Here is a 19,041-nt window from a genome sequence, read left to right as displayed (position 1 = left end):
CCGCGTTTCGTTTTGTCTCGTCTCGTCGACGCGTTCCGGGAGTCTTCATCATGCAAACCGTTCCCGCCACCGGCCGCGCGGCCGCTGCGCCGCCCACGCGCCCGATTCATCCGCTGTGGGTGCGTGCGAGCCACTGGCTCAACGCGCTCGCGGCCATCCTGATGGCGCTGTCCGGCTGGCGCATCTACGATGCGTCGCCGATCTATCCGCCGTTCGTATTTCCGCACGGCATCACGCTTGGGGGCTGGCTCGGCGGCGCGCTGCAATGGCATTTCGCGGCGATGTGGCTGCTCGTCGGCAACGGGTTGTTCTATCTGACGATGTCGATCGCGACCGGCCGCCTTGCGCGCAAGATGCTGCCCGTCACGCCGGCGTCCGTGTGGCGCGACGTGCGCGCCGCGTTGCGCGGCCGGCTCGCGCACGACGATTTGAGCGTCTACAACGCGGTGCAGCGTGCCGCGTACCTGGTCGCGATCGTCGACCTGGTCGTGCTGGTGCTGTCCGGGCTGACGATCTGGAAGTCGGTGCAGTTTCCTCTGCTGCGCGAACTGTTTGGCGGTTACGACAACGCGCGCGTCGTGCATTTCTGGGCGATGTCGCTGCTCGTCGCGTTCGTCGTCGTGCACGTCGCGATGGCGCTGCTGGTGCCGCGCTCGTTGCTCGCGATGCTGCGCGGGCGTTGACCGGTCAACGCCGGGTAAAGGAAATCATCATGTCGGAATCCGAATACAGGCGCGACGGTTCGCGCTGGACGCTCGACCGCAAGTCGCTCGAACTCGACGTGCGCCGCGAACTGGAGATGCCGTCGCGACGGCTGTTCAATCGCCGCATCCTGACTCTCGGCGGCCTGACGATGCTGACCGGCTGCACGCTGCAGGACGACGCATCGGTCAACACGTTTCTCGAGCGGGTATCGCGGCTGAACGATCGCGTGCAGGCCTGGCTGTTCAGCGGCGACCGGCTCGCACCGACCTACGCCGAATCCGACATCACGCGGCCGTTCCCGTTCAATGCGTATTACGGCATCGACGACGTGCCGCACGTCGACGCATCGACGTACCGGCTCGTGCTGTCGGGCAGCGTGACGGGCAAGCGCGTATGGACGCTCGACGAGCTGTATGCGCTGCCGCACGCAGAGCAGATCACGCGGCACATCTGCGTGGAAGGGTGGAGCGCGATCGGCCGCTGGGGCGGCACGCCGTTCGGCGCGTTTCTGGCACGCGCCGGCGCCGACACGCACGCGAAATACGTCGGCTTCAAATGTGCGGACGATTACTACGAAAGCATCGACATGCCGACTGCGCTGCATCCTCAGACGCTGCTCGCATTCGACTACGACGGCCATCGCCTGCCGCCCGAATTCGGCTTTCCGATGAAGCTGCGGATGCCGACCAAGCTCGGCTACAAGAATCCGAAACACATCATGGAAATCTTCGTGACCGACACTTACCCGGGCGGCTACTGGGTCGATCAGGGGTACAACTGGTTCGGCGGATCGTGATCGGCGGGGCACGGATGCGCCCGCCGCCGTGCGTCACGGGGCGTCACGCGGATTCGCGGACCTGAAGGTCGACGCGCAGGCCGACTGCCGCCGCCATGTTCACGAGCGCGTCGAGCCCGAACAGGTTGATCTTGCCGCGCAGCAGATCGGAGACGCGCGGCTGCGTGACGCCGAGCTGTGTCGCGGCTTGGGCCTGGCTGAGTTCGAGTTGCGCGATGCGCTGCTTGAGCGCGATCATCAGCTCGGAGCGCAGCTTCATGTTCTCGGCCTCGGCCGGCTGGCCCTCGATTGCATCCCAGACATTCGAATAGCGTTCGGTGCTCATCGTTTCCTCTCCATCGTCAGCGCACGATAGCGCCGGGTGGTCAGTTCGATATCGGCCTTGCAGGTGCGTGCCGATTGCTTGCGAAAGCAGTGCAGCACGTAGATCGCGTCGGCGAAGGCCGCGACGTAGACGATCCGGGATGCGCCGCTCGCATCGCGCAACCGGATTTCCCGCACGCCGGGGCCGACGGTGCGCATCGGCTTCCAGTCGTCGGGCGCCAGGCCGCGCTGCACCTGATCGATCTGATGGCCGGCTTCGCGGCGCGCCGGCAGCGGAAAGCCGCGCAGCGCGTCCAGCGCACTGCCGACGAAGACAACCGGCTTCGGCGGAAGAATGGTGGAATTATACAAAATTTTGTATGTACGGTGTGCGTATCGGATGAACGGAATGTCGGCGCCGCATGGGCATGCCGACCGTCACGATAAGCGCGCGGCGATCCTCGAAGCGCATGACTGGCCATCAGGCCGGGGTATCGATCGCGAAGTGCGGGAAGGGCGCGCGCAGGGCATTCGACACGCCCGCGCGGCGCGCATCCGGCTTCGGATCCGGCACGTCCGGCGGCCCGAAAATGTCGCGCCGAAACATCAGTCGATATCCTTTCAGACGGGTCCGACGATGCTTTCGAATCCTTGATGCCATAATGCCGAACGTGCGCAGCCGAAGTGGTTTGCGCACGTTTTTTTGTCCCTCTGCCGCCGCTTGCCGGTTCCTATTCGTCGCCGTTCGCACTGCCATGTCGTTCCGCACGTTCGTCTCCGCCTTCCCGGTCCCGTCAGGGCCGTTTGCCGGCATCTCCGGCGTCTTTCAGCGGAGCACGCGACACGTCGTGCGGGCAGGCTGAACGATGACACCGCTCGACCGCCTCCTCGATTTCCTCGCCCGCCTGCCGATCCGCATCCGCCTGCCGCAAAGCCGCGGCGGCCGCGTGGCACTCGCGCTCGTATTCATCTATTTCGTCTGGGGTTCGACGTACAGCGGCCTGCATTTCGCGCTGCAGTCGTTCCCGCCGCTGATGCTGTCTGGGCTGCGCAACCTGCTCGGCGGGATCGGCCTGTTCATCTTCGCGCTGCGGCGCAAGCCCGAATGGCCGACGCTTCTGGAGATCCGCAACTCGGCGATCGTCGGCACGATGCTCGTCGCGCTGTCGTCCGGCACGATCGCGCTCGGCATGCGTACGGTCAGCAGCGGCTCGGCCGCGGTGATGGTTGCCACGGTGCCGCTGTTCGCGACCGTGATCGCGGCGGTCGCGGGACGTCCGGTGACGAAGGGCGAATGGGCGGCCGTCGCGCTCGGGATGGTCGGCATCGTCGTGCTGAATTCGGGTGGCGCGGCTGCCGCGAACTCGGCGCTCGGCACGATCTGCGTGCTGGCCGGCGCGCTGTTCTGGGCAGGCGGCGCGCATCTGGCGACGCGGCTCAAGCTGCCGTCGGACCTGTTCCTGTCGACGTCGCTGCAGATCGGGCTGGGCGGGCTGATGTCGACGATCGCCGCATGGCTGGTCGGCGAGCGCATCGAGCAAGTCGCGGCGGCGCCCGTGTTCGCGTTTCTGTACCTGATGGTGTTCTGCACGATGGCGGCGTATGTCGCGTATGGCTACCTGATTCGCCATACGAGCCCGATCATTGCGAGCAGCTGCATGTACGTGAACCCGATCGTCGCGGTCGCGCTCGGCGCGTTGATGCTCGGCGAACCGGTGACGAAGGCGACCGTGATCGCGACGGTCGCGATCCTCGGCAGCGTCGGGTTGTCGTTCGCATTCGATCCCGCGCGCCGGCCCGCCGCGCGCGCGGCAGCTGCTGCCGCCGCATCGACCGGGGCGCCCGCACCGGCCGTGCACACGCCGTCAGCACCTGTAGCTGCGTTCGCGGCCGAAACCGCACCCGATCAGGCCGTGGTGCCGGATGACGCACCGATCCTGACGCCGTCGGCCGTGACGCTCGCCGTGCCGACCCCGGGGGCGGTCGTGGACCCGGCTGTCGTCATGGATCCGGCGCAGGCGTTCACGCCGCCGCCCGCCGTCGTGCCGACCGAGTCGCGCACCAGCGCGTGATGGCGAGCAGCCGGCCGCTCAGCCGTGGCGTGCGCCGCGATGGTGAAACCAGCCAGCGAGCGCGGTGAACAGCAGCCCGGCCGCGCACATGCCGGTCCAGCCGAACGCGTGCCACGCGGCCACGCCGGCCGACGAGCCGAGCGCGCCGCCGATGAAGTAGCACACCATGTAGACGGTGTTCACGCGGCTGCGCGCTTCGGGCTTCAGCGCGTAGATGCGCGACTGGTTCGAAATCTGCGCGGCCTGCACGCCGACATCCAGCACGATCACGCCGATCACGAGTCCGACGAGGCTCGTGCCCGACAGCGCGAAGATCACGAACGATGCCGCCAGCAGAGCGATCGCGAGCGAGATGATCGCGCGCGGGCCGCGCTTGTCCGCGAAGCGGCCCGCGTACGGCGCGGCCAGCGCACCCGCGGCGCCGACGATCCCGAAGAGGCCTGCCGCCTGCGGGCCGAGATGGAACGGCGCGCCTGCGAGCAGCAGCGTCAGCACCGGCCAGAACGCGCTGAACGCGGCGAACAGCGCCGCGCCCGTCAGCGACGCCTCGCGCAACCCGCGCAATTCGACCGCCAGGTGCCACATCGAGCCGAGCAGCTTGCCGTACGGCAGTGTCGACGTCGGCGAGCTGCGCGGTAGCCGCAGCACGATCACCGCGGCCAGCGCGACGAGCGCCGCGACCGATGCGGCGAACACCGCCCGCCAGCCGAAATATTCGGCGACGAAGCCGGCCGCCGTCCGCGCGAGCAGGATGCCCAGCAGCAGGCCGCTCATCACGGTGCCGACCGCGTGCCCGCGCTCCGCAGGCGGCGCGATCTCGGCCGCGAACGGCACGGCCTGCTGCGCGATCGTCGCGAGCACGCCGATCGCGAGGCTGGCAGCGGCCAGCACCGTCAGCGACGGCGCGGTCGCGGCCACGATCAGCGCGATCGATAGTCCGGCAATCTGCATCAGAATCAGCCCGCGGCGGTCGAAACGGTCGCCGAGCGGCGCGAGCAGGAACATGCCGGCCGCATAGCCGAGCTGCGTGGCGGTCGGCACCGCTCCGATCCACGACGCGCCGTCCGGGAAGGCCGAGCGGAAGCTGTCGAGCAGCGGTTGGTTGTAGTAGATGTTCGCGACCGATACGCCCGCGATCGTCGCGAGCAGCAACAGCAGGCTGCGCGAATAGTGGGGCGAGGCGGCGTCGGCCGGACGGTCGGTGGAAGCGGAAGACATGATCGCAACGGAACGGAGTGAGGTGGCACGGCCGCGGCGCAGCGTCGGTTGCGCGGGCAGCCGGGTGCCGATCGAGGGTGCCGATCATACCGGAGCACCGGGAAATCTGCCGGCCGGGCCCGGGACGGCCCGGTTCAGGCCGTCCCGGTGCCGATGGGCAGCCATCGGCCGATGCGGAGCCTGATTAGCCGCGGCCGTGCGCCGTCGCGTGCGATTCGCGCGCTCAGTCGACCAGTTCGCCGCTCGGTTCGTAGAACGGATAGGGTCCGTCGCTTTCGTCCACATACACGTGATGGGACGTCACCCCCGTTTCCGGCGTATGGAGGTGCACCGCGAACGCCGGCGGCTCGAGCCTGAACGCGGACGGCGCGTCCGCGCGCAGGTCGAACGCGACCTGATGCGCGGGCGCCGGCACGGCCGACGCAAGCGTGCCGCCGAAGCGGGTGAACATCGTCCGGTGCACGTGGCCGCACAGCACGCGCTCGACGTTCGGATGCGCGCGCAGCAACGCATCGAGCTTCGTGGCGGCTGCGGGCGCGAGGCGCAGCGCGTCCATGTGGCCGATCCCGGATGCAAACGGCGGGTGGTGCAGCGCGACGATCACCGGCTGCTCGCGCGCGGCCTCGAGCTGCGCGGCGAGCCAGGCGAGCCGCGCGTCGCACAGGTCGCCGCGGCTCGAGCCGGGTACCTGCGAGTCGAGCGCGAGCACGCGCACCGCGCCGATATCGAGCGCGTACTGCACGAATTCGCCGCCCTGCAATTCCGGGCGATCGGCGAACGCGCGGCGCAGCCCCGCACGGTCGTCGTGATTGCCGATCATCAGGTAATACGGAATCTCGAGCGGCGCGAGCAACGCGCGCAGGTGTCGGTATTCGTCGTCGTGGCCGAAGTCGGTCAGGTCGCCGGTGACGAGCACGGCGTCGGGGCGCGGCACGAGCGCGTTCAGTTTCGCGATGCAGCGCGCGAGCGCGGCCGCCGTGTCGACGCGCCGGTACGCGAGCTGCCCCGGACGCTTGATGTGGAGATCGCTGATTTGGGCTAGCAGCATCGTCGTTCCTCGGAATAGGTGGTTATCGCTGGGCGGCATCACGGGGCGAGCGCGATCAGGTCTTGCGCCGCGATCGCGATGCCGACGGCCGTGCCGCGTGCCAGCTCGATGCGGCCCGGCACGTCGATCACGAGCGCGTCGGGTGCCGCGTGCTCGATCGTGAGCCGCGTGCGCTCGCCGAGGAACGCGCACGCGCCGATCGCGCCGCGCAGCGGCGCGTGCGCGGGATCGGCGAGCTGCGCGTCCTCCGGCCGGAAGAACCATTCGTCGGCGGCGTGCGGCGTGACGATCGAACCGCCGGTCGTCACGAGCGCGCCGTCGCGCCATTGTCCCGCAAGCCTGTTCAGCGTGCCGATGAACTGCGCGACCGTGCGGTTTGCCGGCCGGTAGTAGATGTCGCGCGGCGTGCCGATCTGCTCGATGCGGCCCGCGCCCATCACGACGATCCGGTCGCCGAGCTCCATCGCTTCGGCCTGGTCGTGCGTCACGTACACGGTCGTCACGCCGAGCTCGCGCAGCAGCGCATTCATCTCGCGACGCAGCACGTCGCGCAACTTCGCATCGAGCGCGGTCAGCGGCTCGTCGAGCAGCAACACGCGCGGGCGCACGGCAAGCGCACGCGCGAGCGCCACGCGCTGCCGCTGGCCGCCCGACAGTTGATCGACCGGTTTGTCCGCGTGCGCGTCGAGCCGCATCATCGCGAGCAGTTCGTCGACGCGTTCGCGCAGCACGCGCGGCTCGGTCTTGCGAATCTTCAGTCCATAGCCGACGTTGCCGCGCACCGTCAGGTTCGGGAACAGCGCGTAGTTCTGGAATACCATGCCGACCTGGCGGCGCTCGATCGGCAGCGCGGTCACGTCGTCGGCGCCGAAAGCGATCGTGCCGCCGGCATCCGGCGTGTCGAGGCCCGCGATCAGCCGCAGCGTCGTCGTCTTGCCGCAGCCCGACGGGCCGAGCAGCACCAGCGTTTCGCCCGCGCCGATCGACAGGTCGAGCGGTTCGAGCACGCGCGTGCCGCGGAACGTCTTCGCGCAGCGGGCCAGGGTGATGGGAGTGGAGTCGAGTTTCATGAGAGCGGGAGAGTCAGCGCGGTTCAGCGCGGGCTGCGCTTTACGGTGCGCGTGCCGGACGGATCGACGCCGAGCCATTGCATCGCGACGAGCAGCGGCAGCGTCATCAGCAGGAACACGATCGTGTAGGCGCTGCCGACTTCGAGGCGCAGCGATGCATAGGTGTCGGCGAGTCCGACCGGCAGCGTCTTCGTGTCGGGCGTGTGCAGCATCCACGTGAGGTTGAACTCGCCGATCGACAGCGTGAGTACCGCGAGCGCACCCGCGACGATGCCGGGACGCAGGTTCGGCAGCACGATCGTGATGAAGCGCGTGACGAACGATGCGCCGAGGCTCGCCGCGCCTTCCTCGAGCGTGCGCAGGTCGGCGCCCGCGGCGACGGCCGCGACCGCGCGCACCATGAACGGCAGCGTGAACACCACGTGGCCGACGACGATGAACCACGGGCTCATGCGGAACGCGGTGAACCCGCCGTACACGACCAGCAGCGCGAGCGCCGACGCAAGGCCCGGCAGCGCGACCGGCAGCACCAGCGCCTCCTCGATCACGCGGGCGATGCGGCTCTTGCTGCGCGCGAGCGCATAGCCGGCCGGCACGCCGACGACGAGCACGATCGCGAGCGTCGCGAACGCGACGCCGAGCGACAGCGCGACCGACCCCTGATATTGCTCCCACACTTGCGCGAGCCAGCGCAGCGTGAGGCCGCTCGACAGTCCGCGGAAATAGTTGACGGTGAGGCCCGCGAGCACCGACATCACGACAGGCACGATCAGGAACGCGCACAGCAGCAGCGTGACGCCCCATTGCAGCGCGGCGATCGTACGTGCCCCCGTAACGCGCGGCGCACGTCGGGCGGCGCCGTTCGCGTGCGACGGAGCGGGCGCCGGCGACGGCGCGGAGGAACCGGAAAGCGATTGCATGGAGGAATCCTCAGGCCGCGGCGGCGGCGGTGTGGCCGGTGAACCGGCGCGCGAGCGCGAGCACGACCCACGTGACGACGCCCAGCACGATCGACAGGCCGGCCGCTGTCGCGATGTTCGCATTCAGCGTGAACTCGGTGTAGATCGTCATCGGCAGCACGTTCAGGTCGGTGGCGAGCGTAAACGCGGTGCCGAACGCGCCCATCGCGGTCGCGAAGCAGATCGCGCCGGCCGCGATCAGGCCCGGTGCGAGGGCCGGCAGCACGATGTCGATGAAGATGCGCAACGGCGACGCGCCGAGCGAGCGCGCGGCTTCCTCGAGCGATGCGTCGAGTTTCGACGCGGCCGCGATCACGGTGACGATCACGCGCGGAATCGAGAAGTACAGGTAGCCGACGAACAGTCCGGTCACCGAATACGCGAACACCCACTTGTCGCCGGTGAGCTTCGCGGACAGCATCCCGATCAACCCCTGCCGTCCGGCGAGCATGATCACCATGAAGCCGACCACGACGCCCGGGAACGCGAGCGGAAAGGTGAGCAGCGCGAGCAGCACGCGCTTGCCCGCGAATTCGCGGCGTGCGAGCAGCAGGCCGGAGATCGTCGACAGCGCGAGCGTTGCGAGCGTGACGCCCGCGGACAGCGCCACCGTCTCGGCGAGACTCTTCATGTAGCGCGCGTTGCCGAGCAGCGCTGCGTATCGCGTGAAGAACGCGCCGTCGGCCGAGACCTGCACGAGCGACACCATCGGCAGCAGCCAGAATGCGGCGAACACCGCGAGCGCCGGCGCGACGAGCGCGACACGCCAGCGCAGCGGGAAAGTCAGGTCGAGCATCGCGTGAGTCCGGCCGCTTACTGCATCACCTGCAGGTACTGCAGGCCGAACGCCTGCTGACCGGCGGCCATCTTGCCGAAGTCGACCGGCTTCGCACGCGCGTAGTCGCTCGCCGGCAGGAACTTCGATGCGACGTCCGCGCCGAGCGTCTGCGCGCGCACCGGCCGCAGGTACGCATTCGCCCACAGCTTCTGGCCTTCGTCGGACAGCACGAAGTCGAGCACCTTCTTGCCGTTCGCATCGTGCGGCGCGCCCTTCACGAGGCTCATCACGTACGGCACCGCGATCGTGCCTTCCTGCGGAATCACGAATTCGACGTTGGCGTGATCCTTGTACTTGGCGCGATACGCATCGAAGTCGTAGTCGAGCAGGATCGGAATCTCGCCGGACAGCACGCGCGCGTACGCGGTCTGCTTCGGCACGATCGGCGCGTTCGCCTTCAGTTTGCGGAACCAGTCGAGTGCCGGCTTGAAGTTGTCGAGGCTGCCGCCGAGCGCCTGGTTCACAGCCACCGCGCCTGCATAGCCGACGAACGCGCTCGACGGATCGAGGTAGCCGACCATGCCCTTGTATTCGGGTTTCAGCAGATCGGCCCACGAACGCGGCACCGGCTTGCCGTCGAGCGCGTCCTTGTTCACGAAGAAGCCGAGCGTGCCCGAATGGATCGCGAACCAGTAGCCTTGCGGATCCTTCAGGTTCGCGGGGATGTCGTTCCAGTGCGCGGGCTTGTACGGCGCGATCACGCCCTTGTCCTTCGCCTGGAATGCCGACGACACTCCCAGATAGACGACGTCGGCGACCGGGCTCTTCTGCTCGGCGATCAATTGCGCGATCGCCTGGCCGGAGTTCTTGTTGTCGAACGGCACGCGGATGCCGGTCTTCTGCTTGATCGCCGCGATTTGCGCGGCCCAGTCGGCCCATTCGGGTGGGCAGTTGTAGCAGATCGCTGTTTCGTCGGCGTGGGCGACGGGGGCGAGCGCGACGAGCGCGGCGCATGCGACGGGCGCTGCGAGCACGCGCAGCAGCGAGGTCAGGCGAAAGGACACGGTGGATCTCCGGGCAGGTGTGGGTGTCTGGCCGCGCACGGGTGACGCGGCTCGGGCGTTCAGGCTTGGCGCAACTGCAGGTCGGCGGCCGGCGGCGCGACCGTCGCGCCGTCGCGCACCGTGTGCGGCAGGATCAGCGATGCGCGCTCGATCGTCGCGCCGCCGATGCATTCGACGAGGCGCCGCCATGCGTGGCGGCCGATGTCCCGGTTCGGCGTCGCGACGCTCGCCAGCGGCGGTGCGAGCAGCTCGCCGATCGCGATGCCGTCGAAGCCGAGTACCGACAGGTCGTCCGGAATCGAGAAGCCCGCTCGGCGCAGGCCGCGCATCACGACCATCGCGAGCAGGTCGTTGCTGCAGAAGAGAGCGGTCGGGCGTGTGGCTTGCGCGGTGAGATGCGCGAGCACCGCATCGGGCAGCTCGGGTGCGTTGAAGTCGACTTCGACGGGCGGCAGCGTCGCGACGCCGCTTTCCTCGAGCGCCTGCGCGTAGCCGAGATGACGCTGGCGCGCGCGATCCGACGCGGCGAGCGAGCCGGCCAGCATCAGCACGCGATGATGGCCGCGCGCGGTGAGCATCCGCACGCCGTCGTAGGCGGCGCGGCGGTTGTCGACCGACACCGACGGGCGGCGTTGCGTGTCGTTGTGCATCAGCACGTAATGCGGACCGTCGCGGTCGAGCATGTCGAGCAGCGGATGCGTATCGGCATCGGCAACGGTGAGGATCAGACCTTCGACGCGCTGCTCGCGCAGCGTCTCGATCGCGTGGCGCTCGCGCGCCGCGTCGTATTCGGTCGTCATCAGGATCAGCTTGAAGCCGGCCGCGGTCGCGAGTTCGTCGATGCCTTGCAGGCAGTCGGCGAACACCGGGTTCGACAGCGTCGGCACGACGACGCCGACGAGCCGTGTGCGTTCGCCGCGCAACTGCCTGCCGAGCGGGCTCGGGCGGAACTGCAGCGCGTCGATCGCGGAGCGGATCGTCGCCAGCGTGGCGGGACTGACGGTATGCGGCGCGTTGATCGCACGCGAGACGGTGGCGATCGAGAAGCCGGCGAGCGCGGCGACGTCCTTGATGGTCGGGGTCATGGAATTACGCGATGTAAACGTTTTCGGCAGGGAAATTATCGAAAACGTTTGTGACTTCGCGATGACGCGCATGACGTCTGTTTCGTAACAAGCACGACACAAACATCAGACGGTTGGCGCCCGCCGGGCAGGGGGGCTTCGATTGTATCGGCGGATGTTGCGGCGCGGGAGGAAATCGGCGCGCGTGCCGCGCCGCCATCGATTACGGCGTATGAATCCGGTGCGGACGGCGTACGCAAGCGCGCGGCATCGCGATGCGATGTGTCCGAATCAGGGAACGCACGCGCAAGCAATGGTAGAATCGCGTCCGCCCTTTTGCCGGGGTGATGAAATTGGTAAACATAGCGGACTTAAAAGATTGAGTGCCCGGTCGGAAACGGCCGGTGCAGAACCCTTCAAATTCGGTGAAACCCCTGATGCGCGCATCGAGGCAACGCCGAGCCAAGCCTCGCGGTACAACGCCCGCGAGGAAGGTGTAGAGACTAGACGGGGGGCGCCTAAGGCGCACGGGCGGCGATCACGCCCGCGCGCGACGGCGAAGGCATAGTCCAGCGCACGAACGATGTCGTTCCGACGACGCCGGCTTCGAAAGAAGCAGTGTGACGAAAATCCGCCGCCTTAATTGGCTTGCCGGTTCAAGTCCGGTCCCCGGCACCAAATACGCTTTCAAGATCATCCTTGGAAATCCAGAAACCCGCGATAGCCATAAGGCTTCGCGGGTTTTTTATTCCTGATTTGTCCAGTCTGGCCCGTGTGAATCCGGGGGCATGCGGGGGTACTTTCGGGGGGATTTGGGTTGATGGGTGATGCCCCCGACAAAAAATGCTCCTCGGGGCCATAGGGTGCGCCATGCCGCTGACCGACGTCACTATCCGAAAGGCCCTCCCTCGTGAAAAGCCGCTCCGCCATCGCCAATGGCGGCGGCATGTATCTCGACGCTGGGGCTGGGAAGACGGTCTTTGGTCGCGAGCCAGTAGCACCCGAACGGGAACCTGGCGATGAGGACGATGGCCAGGCCTGACCTGCCCTGGAATTTTCGGACCAGTTGAAACTTGAGAGAATGGCTTCCAACGGAGAAAAGGAAGTCATGAAGAAGAGCCGGTTTACGGAAGAACAGATGGTCACCATCCTGCGCGAGGCGGACAAGGCGCCGGTCGCTGAGGTCGCGAAGAAGCACGGGATCAGCGAGCAAACCATTTACAACTGGCGGCAGCATTTCGGCGGGCTGGAAGCTGCCGATGTGAAGCGGCTCAAGCAACTCGAGCAAGAGAATGCGCGGCTGAAGAAGATGCTTGCCGAGCGCGATCTCGAACTGGACGTGATGAAAGAGATCAACGCAAAAAATGTATGGTCCGCCCCGGCTTTGCAAGCGGGCGTTCTCCGACGAGACAGTTTGCGTAAATGTATCCGGCCTCTCGCGAGTCAGCCGCTTTTGGCGGCAAGGCCATGATGGGATATGCGCGCTCAGTTCCCAATAAGTGGACTGACCTCGAAGGCCGTTTTTTTGTCCCGGGTTTACCGAACGCCGGTGCGCTGTTTCGTCATCAATTGCACGTCTGCAAACCTTGACGGGTGATCGGCAGCCTACTGTGCTTGCGGCTGCCGAAGATAAAACGTTCCTCGTCGCGTGAGGATGGTCCACGCGATACGCGCGAGCTTGTTGGCCAGTGCGACGATGATCTTGTTGCGGTGGATGCCCTTCGCCTCCATCTGCGAAATCCAGAGCCCGAGATGATCCTTGGTCCGATCGAGATGCAGGACGCACGCCCGGGCACCATGGATCAACAGCTTGCGCAGATATGGATTGCCTCGCTTGGTGATGCCGAGCAGGTGCTGCTTGCCTCCGGTGGAGAATTCGCCGGGAACAAGGCCTAGCCAGGCAGCGAAATGGCGGCCGGATTTGAACTGCGTACCGGTACCTGCGAAGGCAGTAATCGCGGTCGCGGTCAGATGCGCGATACCCGGTACCGAGATCAGTCGTGTGGCGACATCGTCGGCCCCTGCGATTGCTTCGATCTGGCGGCGTAATTGCAAAAGGCGTGCCTCAATGGAGCGGTATTCCTGCCATTGCTCCTGCAACAGATCGCGCATCGCAGGCGTTAGACCGTTGCCGTCGTCGGCGAGGACGCTTGGCATATCGCGAACGAAGTATGCGGGGCCAGCTCCGATAGTCAGGCCGTACTCAAGCAAAAATGCACGAGCCTGATTGACGATGGCTGTCTTGCTGGAAACCAGTCTTTGCCGAACTCGATGTAGTGCCTGCAGGTCCAGTTGTGCTTCTGTCTTCGGCTGCGTGAAGCGCATGGTGGGACGAGAAATCGCCTCGGCAATAGCCTCTGCGTCGACGATATCGGTCTTGTTCGACTTAACAAACGGTTTGACGAACTGAGCCGGCACGATACGGACCTGATGTCCCTGACCCATCGCTTTGCGAGCGAGCCAGTTGCTACCAGGGCACGCCTCCATCCCGATGATCGTTGGTGACGCACGCGCCAGGAACTCGAGCAGTCGCTCACGCGTAAATCGGTTCCGGAACACCGGTTTGCCCTTGGCGTCGAGTCCGACGACGTGGAACACGGACTTCCCGATATCGATGCCCATGCGGGCGATCGCAGTAGAGCATTGCTGGCTCATGGCACACCTCCGAGGACGGAAACAGGCGTCGGCCCAGATTACGCGATTACGGGAGGGGCGGACCATCCTATTAGTGGTGAGCGCGCCCGCCCGACGCCAGCAGGTCACGTATGCGAAAGCGCGAGGCCTGTCGGAGCGGCGTGCGTGCGCGCTGATGTCGGTCGCCCGATCGGCACTGCACTACGAATCGACACTGGCCGTGCGGGACGCGCCGGTATTGGCAGCGATGAGTATCCTGTCGGCGCAGTATCCGCGTTATGGTTACCGCCGCATTCAGATCTTTCTGGAGCGGCAGGGTCATCCCATGAGCGCCGACCGAGCCTGGCGGCTGTGGCGTTTTGCCGGGTTGCAGGTGCCGCGCAAGCGCCCCCGTCGACGCGTGTCGGTCCATCGCCCTCGTCCGCAGCCGGCGACGGCGGCACGACACGTCTGGGCGTACGACTTCGTATTCGACGCGTGTGCCAACGGCCAGCAGTTGAAGTGTCTGACGGTGATCGATGAGTACACGCGTGAATGTCTGGCAATCGACGTGGCCGGATCGATTCGTTCCGGACGTGTCATCGAAGTTCTGTCCCAACTGGTCAGCCTTCATGGTGCGCCTCGTTACTTGCGTTCAGACAACGGCCCAGAGTTCGTATCGCGGGCCATCCTGAAGTGGGCGGCGCAGAACGGTATGGACATGGCGCTCAGCGAGCCAGGCAAGCCTTGGCAGAACGGCGCGGACGAGAGCTTCAATGGCAAGTTCCGAGATGAATGCTTGAGCCTTGAATGGTTTCGAACGCGCACGGAAGCGAAGGTTGTGATCGAGCAGTGGCGGCGTCACTACAATGCCATCCGGCCGCACTCGAGCCTGGCCTATCTGACGCCCGACGAGTTCAAGCAGCGGTATTGTTTAACTGAAGTAACCGAGGCCATTCCCCAAGATTGAAATGGCCCGAAGAAGCCAGGCAGGTCACCGTCGTTGCGCATACGATCGCCGTCGTTCGTCAGATGGGCTGGCACGGTTGCATGCTGCTGCGCAGACACGCGGCGGGCGATGCCGGGCCGATCGCTATGACGGCGTAATTGCGCAATACACCTTTGAGTGCGCCGAAGGTCATAGATGGCAGACTGTACTAGATCGATCAGTTCATTGGGAAACAGCGTCGGCGCCTTCGGATTCTTGCTCTTCTTGGTCCCGGTTGCTTCGGTCATGGGATGTTATTTCCGTTATCGACCCGTGACCCCGACACACTAAAATCGGACAGGCCCGGACGCGAAGGCCGATTTGTTCGAATACATCGAAGTGTTTTACAACCGCAGTCGTCGCCATTCGTCTCTCGGCCCGGTTTCTCCAGAGCAGTTCCTTCGGGACTGGATCAAGGCTCGGCAGACCAAGGATGCGGCTGCATAACTCGGGACCGTTGGAAGGGGAAAAACCGAGGGAACCTCCATCGTCTTCAACGCAGTTTGCTTCCTGCCACACCATCCGCCATGACCGACTCGAGCTACCACTATTACGAACCGTCGCAAGGCCACGGCCTGCCGCACGATCCTTTGAACGCGATCGTGGGCCCGCGCCCGATCGGCTGGATCTCGTCGCGCGGCAGCGACGGCACGCTGAACCTCGCACCGTACAGCTTCTTCAACGCGTTCAACTATCGTCCGCCGATCATCGGCTTTTCGAGCACGGCGGCGAAGGACAGCCTGCGCAACGTGCAGGAGACCGGCGAATTCGTCTGGAACCTCGCGACGCGCGACCTCGCCGAAAAGATGAATCAGACCTGCGCGGCGGTGCCGTACGACGTGAACGAATTCGACCTCGGCGGCCTGACCGCGATTCCGTCGCGCCTCGTCAACGTGCCGCGCGTGGCCGAAAGCGGCGTCAACTTCGAATGCAAGGTGACCGAGGTGATCCGGCTGCGCGATCATCACGGCGTCGACACGCCGGCCACGCTGGTGCTCGGCGAGGTCGTCGCCGTGCATATCCGCCAGAGCCTGCTGAAGGACGGCATCTTCGACACGTTCGGCGCGGGCATCATTCTGCGCGCGGGCGGCCCGTCGGCCTATGTGCACGTGAAGCCCGACAGCCGGTTCGACATCGCGCGCCCCGACGCGTGATGCGTCGCGTGCCGCGCGCCGGCTGCGATCCGCTCCGCGTGGCGTCAACAGTCACGCGCCCGCCCGCCAATCGTCGCGCCGAAGCTCGCGACGAAGGCGCCGACAAGCATCGACGCAAATGCCCAGAGCGAGAAGACCGCGACGGCCTTGCGGGCCGCATCGGCGGCTTCGCGCGCTTTCTGTTCGGTGTCGCGCGCGATCCGTGTGGCTTGTGCCTCCACCTCGCTCAGCCGTTGTTGCGCGGCCGCTTCGTCGATCCCCGCCCGCTGGGCGATCAGTTTGACGAGGTAGGTCTGGTCGGCATCGTCCAGATTGCCGTTCACGAGGCTGCGCGCGAGGATGCGCGAAATTTCCTGATGCACGTCGGCCGGGCTGCCGACGGCGGCGGGGTCGTTCGGGCGCAGCAACGTATCGGTGAAATAGTCCAGCGAGCCGTGATCGGCGCCTGCCGGTGCGATGTGCCCGACGACCCCGGCCGCGGCACCGGCTCCGGCCCCAGCCAGCGTCGCCCCCGCTTTCGCCGTGCCCGACGCGACGGACGCGATCGTGGACCCCAGCAGCACCACGCCGACCAGCGCGCTCACGGCCCAAACGACCAGCCCATGGGCGGTATCCCTGAAATAGATTTCATCGCCGGCGGCGTCCGTCCATTTCGTGCGAAGTCGGCCGGCGACGTAGCCCGCGATCCCGTAGGCGATGATCTGGGTCACGAAAAGCCAGACGATCGATCCGACCGCGAGCGCCGAGCCCGACGCGCCTTCATTGCGCCACGGAGAGACGGAAAGGAATCCGAGGCCGGTGCCGCCCGTCAGCAATGCGACGGATATCGCCACGGCGACGACGGCTCCCGCGAAGATGGCTCCCCATGACACGGCCGAAGCCGGCGATTCGGCGCCGACGCTGTCGTAGGAGGGGGTGAAACCGGGGCGAGCATTCTGCATGTCATCTCCTGTTGTCCGGTCGAGACTGTCTGTGTCGAAAATGTTCGTGGGTGGGCACGTCAATGCCAGAACAGCGCGATCAGGATGATGATCGGAATCGGTACGCCCAGCATCCACAAAAGAATGGATCTCATGAAGCCTCCTTGGTCGAGGGTTGTCGATGCCGTGTCGGCAATCGAGCGGTCAGTCCGATATCGATCGGCAATCCGCGCCGGTCGGCGAGCCGTGCTGTTGCGACGGCGGCTTCGTTTCCGCGGAATGCGGACGGCATGTGCGTCGGCGCAAACGGAAACCGGCTGGCTTCGAGCCGCGCAAAGCGTTTCGAAATCGTGAAGGAATCCGAAAGAATTGGCGATCGATCCGGCGCCGCCAATATGAACCCAATCGCGAGATCGGCACAACGACGCAATTGCACTAGTTGCACCAGGGCATGGCCGCGCTGCGATGCCGGGAAAATCGACGCACCCCGCGGGGCCGAGATGTCCTAGTGCATTTGCAACTGTCGCGCGACGCCGAGGTTTGTGACCATATCGAAGCTGCGGAGCGGCGTGTTGGATGCCAACTACCCGGGAGCCTTTGAATGGCCGAAACGATCTTCGATGCATTGCGCGAAAGTCACGAGATTCAGCGTTCATTGATGCGCCGGCTGTTGCGCTCGAAACCCGGCCCGGATCGCGGCATGCTGTTCGAACAGCTGCGTATCGAGCTCGGCGCGCACGAGGCGGCCGAGGAGCGCTTTCTCTATGTGCCGATCCTGATGGACGACCGCGGACTTCATCCGTCGCGCGATGCGCTGGCCGATCATCACAAGATGGACGAGATTGTCGACGACCTGCGCGGCCGCGAGCCGAACTCGCGCGGCTGGCTGGCGACGGTGCGCAAGCTCTCCGCGGAACTGCACGATCATCTGAAGGAGGAGGAGAAGATCTTCTTCCAGATTTCAGGCAAGATCCTGCGCGATTCGGACAAGTCGGCGCTCGCGAAGCGATACCGGAACGATTACCGGCGGATGCATGCGCGGCTCGCGGATGAATAGCGCCCGAGCCGAGCGACGAAGGACAGCCATGAAGGGGGACGGCACATCGTGAAAACCTTCCACTGCGGACAATGTTCGCAACTGGTGTTCTTCGAGAACGTGAAATGCGAGCGCTGCGACGCGCTGCTCGGCTATCTGCCGGACGTCGGCGAAGTCGGCGCGTTCGAGCCCGCGGGCGATGGAACGTGGCGCAGCCTGCATCCGGCTGCGCCGGGGAAATCCTATCGGCAATGCGGCAATTACGCGATCGAGCAAGTCTGCAACTGGATGATTCCGGCGGAAAGCGGCGATGCGCTGTGCCGCGCGTGCGTGCTCACCGAGACGATTCCGGACCTGTCGTTGCCCGAGAACCGGCTGATGTGGTACCGGCTCGAGGCCGCGAAGCGGCGGCTCCTCTATACGCTGCTCGTGCTGGGCCTGCCGGTCGAATCGCACGCGCAGCAGCCGGCGTGCGGCATGCGGTTCGCGTTCAAGGCGTCGACGGATGCCGAGCCGGTCATGACCGGCCATGCGAACGGCCTCGTCACGGTGAATCTCGCCGAAGCGGACGACGCGAGGCGGGAGCAGATCCGCACCGAGATGCGCGAGCCCTATCGCACGTTGCTCGGTCATTTCCGGCATGAAATCGGCCACTACTACTTCGATCGCCTCGTGAGCGGCACGCACTGGATCGAACCGTTTCGCGCCTGCTTCGGCGACGAGCGGGCCGACTATCAGGCCGCGCTCGACGCGCACTACGCGAACGGCGAACCGGCGGGCTGGGAGAGCGCGTACGTCAGCGAGTACGCGACGATGCATCCGTGGGAAGACTGGGCGGAGACGTGGGCGCACTACCTGCATATCGTCGATACGCTCGATACCGCGACCGCCTGCGGACTCGTGCTCGCTCCCGACAACGCGAGCCTGCCGACGCTGTCCGACCAGACGTCGGTCGACGAAGCGAGCTTCGGCAACCTGATGCGGCGCTGGTTTCCGCTCACCTATGCGCTGAACAGCCTGAACCGCAGCATGGGGATGCCGGACGCCTATCCGTTCGTGCTCGCGCCGGCCGTCGTCGCGAAGTTGCGCTTCGTGCACGATGTCGTGGCCGCGGGGGCCGATGCGACGGACGCCGAGCCGTCGCTCGTCGCGCATTCGGCGGGGAGCGAGGCGACAGGAACGCCGCCCGCCTGAATCGCCCGAATGCCGCCCCGGCATGCGCTGCGTGGGCATCGATGTTTTTCGCGTATCTG

General features: G+C 66.0%; 20 protein-coding genes and 2 pseudogenes. 9 read left to right on the top strand and 13 right to left on the bottom strand.

Annotation, left to right across the window (positions count from 1 at the left end):
* Positions 1 to 50: 50 nt before the first annotated feature.
* Entirely contained in the window at positions 51 to 683 is a 633-nt protein-coding gene (locus tag DIE13_RS24235) for a cytochrome b/b6 domain-containing protein (RefSeq protein ID WP_124829639.1), read from the top strand.
* 29 nt (positions 684 to 712) lie between these two features.
* The gene (locus tag DIE13_RS24230; RefSeq protein ID WP_124829638.1) at positions 713 to 1,501 is read left to right on the top strand and encodes a molybdopterin-dependent oxidoreductase; all 789 of its coding nucleotides are present in this window, start codon (positions 713 to 715) and stop codon (positions 1,499 to 1,501) included.
* A gap of 43 nt (positions 1,502 to 1,544) precedes the next feature.
* Here the strand turns inward: DIE13_RS24230 and DIE13_RS24225 are convergent, their stop codons facing one another.
* The 3 genes from DIE13_RS24225 to DIE13_RS33000 form a co-directional block, all read right to left on the bottom strand.
* Positions 1,545 to 1,826 (bottom strand): helix-turn-helix domain-containing protein, encoded by a 282-nt coding sequence (locus DIE13_RS24225; RefSeq protein ID WP_124829637.1) that lies wholly within the window; start codon positions 1,824 to 1,826, stop codon positions 1,545 to 1,547.
* A complete protein-coding gene (locus DIE13_RS24220) occupies positions 1,823 to 2,176 on the bottom strand; it encodes a type II toxin-antitoxin system RelE/ParE family toxin (protein ID WP_124829636.1) in 354 nt (117 codons plus the stop codon). The genes DIE13_RS24225 and DIE13_RS24220 overlap by 4 nt, the downstream gene beginning before the upstream one ends.
* Positions 2,177 to 2,285: 109 nt before the next feature.
* Complete coding sequence (locus DIE13_RS33000; protein ID WP_175751063.1) at positions 2,286 to 2,573, bottom strand: hypothetical protein; 288 nt, start codon at positions 2,571 to 2,573, stop codon at positions 2,286 to 2,288.
* Positions 2,574 to 2,670: 97 nt separating this feature from the next.
* Between DIE13_RS33000 and DIE13_RS24210 the strand changes: the two genes are divergently transcribed.
* Positions 2,671 to 3,876 carry an EamA family transporter gene (locus DIE13_RS24210; RefSeq protein ID WP_124829635.1) on the top strand — a complete coding sequence of 402 codons (1,206 nt, stop codon included), beginning with the start codon at positions 2,671 to 2,673 and terminating at the stop codon, positions 3,874 to 3,876.
* A gap of 18 nt (positions 3,877 to 3,894) precedes the next feature.
* On the opposite strand, the gene DIE13_RS24205 is transcribed toward DIE13_RS24210, so the two are convergent.
* From DIE13_RS24205 to DIE13_RS24175, 7 genes are all read right to left on the bottom strand, one after another.
* Entirely contained in the window at positions 3,895 to 5,094 is a 1,200-nt protein-coding gene (locus DIE13_RS24205; RefSeq protein ID WP_124829634.1) for an MFS transporter, read from the bottom strand.
* 223 nt (positions 5,095 to 5,317) lie between these two features.
* Positions 5,318 to 6,142, bottom strand: coding sequence for a phosphodiesterase (locus DIE13_RS24200; protein WP_124829633.1), 825 nt, complete (start codon positions 6,140 to 6,142; stop codon positions 5,318 to 5,320).
* A 38-nt stretch (positions 6,143 to 6,180) separates the two neighbouring features.
* A complete protein-coding gene (locus tag DIE13_RS24195) occupies positions 6,181 to 7,212 on the bottom strand; it encodes an ABC transporter ATP-binding protein (protein ID WP_124829632.1) in 1,032 nt (343 codons plus the stop codon).
* A gap of 23 nt (positions 7,213 to 7,235) precedes the next feature.
* Positions 7,236 to 8,132 (bottom strand): ABC transporter permease, encoded by an 897-nt coding sequence (locus tag DIE13_RS24190; protein ID WP_124829631.1) that lies wholly within the window; start codon positions 8,130 to 8,132, stop codon positions 7,236 to 7,238.
* Between the two features lie 10 nt (positions 8,133 to 8,142).
* Positions 8,143 to 8,967: an ABC transporter permease gene (locus DIE13_RS24185; RefSeq protein ID WP_124829630.1), complete on the bottom strand. Its 825-nt coding sequence runs from the start codon at positions 8,965 to 8,967 to the stop codon at positions 8,143 to 8,145.
* A 17-nt stretch (positions 8,968 to 8,984) separates the two neighbouring features.
* Positions 8,985 to 10,013: an ABC transporter substrate-binding protein gene (locus DIE13_RS24180; protein WP_124829629.1), complete on the bottom strand. Its 1,029-nt coding sequence runs from the start codon at positions 10,011 to 10,013 to the stop codon at positions 8,985 to 8,987.
* A gap of 59 nt (positions 10,014 to 10,072) precedes the next feature.
* The gene (locus DIE13_RS24175; RefSeq protein ID WP_124829628.1) at positions 10,073 to 11,098 is read right to left on the bottom strand and encodes a substrate-binding domain-containing protein; all 1,026 of its coding nucleotides are present in this window, start codon (positions 11,096 to 11,098) and stop codon (positions 10,073 to 10,075) included.
* A 1,087-nt stretch (positions 11,099 to 12,185) separates the two neighbouring features.
* On the opposite strand from DIE13_RS24175, the pseudogene DIE13_RS24155 reads away from it, so the two are divergent.
* Positions 12,186 to 12,461: pseudogene (locus DIE13_RS24155) on the top strand (transposase); the annotation flags it as partial.
* A 221-nt stretch (positions 12,462 to 12,682) separates the two neighbouring features.
* On the opposite strand, the gene DIE13_RS24150 reads toward DIE13_RS24155, so the two are convergent.
* On the bottom strand, positions 12,683 to 13,732 hold the full coding sequence (locus DIE13_RS24150; protein ID WP_124829626.1) for an IS110 family transposase: 1,050 nt from the start codon (positions 13,730 to 13,732) through the stop codon (positions 12,683 to 12,685).
* Here DIE13_RS24150 and DIE13_RS24145 point away from each other — a divergent pair.
* The 3 genes and pseudogenes from DIE13_RS24145 (at position 13,692) to DIE13_RS24135 (ending at position 15,832) form a co-directional block, all read left to right on the top strand.
* Positions 13,692 to 14,660: an IS3 family transposase gene (locus tag DIE13_RS24145; RefSeq protein WP_311768343.1), complete on the top strand. Its 969-nt coding sequence runs from the start codon at positions 13,692 to 13,694 to the stop codon at positions 14,658 to 14,660. The two genes, DIE13_RS24150 and DIE13_RS24145, sit on opposite strands and share 41 nt — an antisense overlap.
* 324 nt (positions 14,661 to 14,984) lie before the next feature.
* Positions 14,985 to 15,125 (top strand): annotated as a pseudogene (locus tag DIE13_RS24140) (IS3 family transposase); the annotation flags it as partial.
* Positions 15,126 to 15,205: 80 nt separating this feature from the next.
* Complete coding sequence (locus tag DIE13_RS24135; RefSeq protein ID WP_124829625.1) at positions 15,206 to 15,832, top strand: flavin reductase family protein; 627 nt, start codon at positions 15,206 to 15,208, stop codon at positions 15,830 to 15,832.
* A 44-nt stretch (positions 15,833 to 15,876) separates the two neighbouring features.
* Here the strand turns inward: DIE13_RS24135 and DIE13_RS24130 are convergent, their stop codons facing one another.
* Positions 15,877 to 16,773 (bottom strand): hypothetical protein, encoded by an 897-nt coding sequence (locus DIE13_RS24130; RefSeq protein ID WP_124829624.1) that lies wholly within the window; start codon positions 16,771 to 16,773, stop codon positions 15,877 to 15,879.
* Between the two features lie 130 nt (positions 16,774 to 16,903).
* Positions 16,904 to 17,197, bottom strand: coding sequence for a hypothetical protein (locus tag DIE13_RS24125; RefSeq protein WP_175751970.1), 294 nt, complete (start codon positions 17,195 to 17,197; stop codon positions 16,904 to 16,906).
* A 156-nt stretch (positions 17,198 to 17,353) separates the two neighbouring features.
* Between DIE13_RS24125 and DIE13_RS24120 the strand changes: the two genes are divergently transcribed.
* Both DIE13_RS24120 and DIE13_RS24115 read left to right on the top strand, forming a co-directional pair.
* A complete protein-coding gene (locus DIE13_RS24120; protein WP_124829622.1) occupies positions 17,354 to 17,809 on the top strand; it encodes a hemerythrin domain-containing protein in 456 nt (151 codons plus the stop codon).
* A gap of 48 nt (positions 17,810 to 17,857) precedes the next feature.
* Positions 17,858 to 18,982: a putative zinc-binding metallopeptidase gene (locus DIE13_RS24115; protein WP_124829621.1), complete on the top strand. Its 1,125-nt coding sequence runs from the start codon at positions 17,858 to 17,860 to the stop codon at positions 18,980 to 18,982.
* Positions 18,983 to 19,041 lie beyond the last annotated feature (59 nt).

Origin of the sequence: Burkholderia sp. Bp9016 (assembly GCF_003857765.1) — a bacterium.
Lineage (GTDB): Bacteria > Pseudomonadota > Gammaproteobacteria > Burkholderiales > Burkholderiaceae > Burkholderia.
Note: the sequence above shows the minus strand (reverse complement) of the source record. Positions and strands in the feature narration are given on the sequence as shown.

Coding starts and splice junctions, on each gene's coding strand:
- DIE13_RS24235 (WP_124829639.1), top strand. CDS start 51: ATGCAAACCGTTCCCGCCACCGGCCGCGCGGCCGCTGCGCCGCCCACG.
- DIE13_RS24230 (WP_124829638.1), top strand. CDS start 713: ATGTCGGAATCCGAATACAGGCGCGACGGTTCGCGCTGGACGCTCGAC.
- DIE13_RS24225 (WP_124829637.1), bottom strand. CDS start 1,826: ATGAGCACCGAACGCTATTCGAATGTCTGGGATGCAATCGAGGGCCAG.
- DIE13_RS24210 (WP_124829635.1), top strand. CDS start 2,671: ATGACACCGCTCGACCGCCTCCTCGATTTCCTCGCCCGCCTGCCGATC.
- DIE13_RS24205 (WP_124829634.1), bottom strand. CDS start 5,094: ATGTCTTCCGCTTCCACCGACCGTCCGGCCGACGCCGCCTCGCCCCAC.
- DIE13_RS24200 (WP_124829633.1), bottom strand. CDS start 6,142: ATGCTGCTAGCCCAAATCAGCGATCTCCACATCAAGCGTCCGGGGCAG.
- DIE13_RS24195 (WP_124829632.1), bottom strand. CDS start 7,212: ATGAAACTCGACTCCACTCCCATCACCCTGGCCCGCTGCGCGAAGACG.
- DIE13_RS24190 (WP_124829631.1), bottom strand. CDS start 8,132: ATGCAATCGCTTTCCGGTTCCTCCGCGCCGTCGCCGGCGCCCGCTCCG.
- DIE13_RS24185 (WP_124829630.1), bottom strand. CDS start 8,967: ATGCTCGACCTGACTTTCCCGCTGCGCTGGCGTGTCGCGCTCGTCGCG.
- DIE13_RS24175 (WP_124829628.1), bottom strand. CDS start 11,098: ATGACCCCGACCATCAAGGACGTCGCCGCGCTCGCCGGCTTCTCGATC.
- DIE13_RS24145 (WP_311768343.1), top strand. CDS start 13,692: ATGCCCATGCGGGCGATCGCAGTAGAGCATTGCTGGCTCATGGCACAC.
- DIE13_RS24150 (WP_124829626.1), bottom strand. CDS start 13,732: ATGAGCCAGCAATGCTCTACTGCGATCGCCCGCATGGGCATCGATATC.
- DIE13_RS24135 (WP_124829625.1), top strand. CDS start 15,206: ATGACCGACTCGAGCTACCACTATTACGAACCGTCGCAAGGCCACGGC.
- DIE13_RS24130 (WP_124829624.1), bottom strand. CDS start 16,773: ATGCAGAATGCTCGCCCCGGTTTCACCCCCTCCTACGACAGCGTCGGC.
- DIE13_RS24120 (WP_124829622.1), top strand. CDS start 17,354: ATGGCCGAAACGATCTTCGATGCATTGCGCGAAAGTCACGAGATTCAG.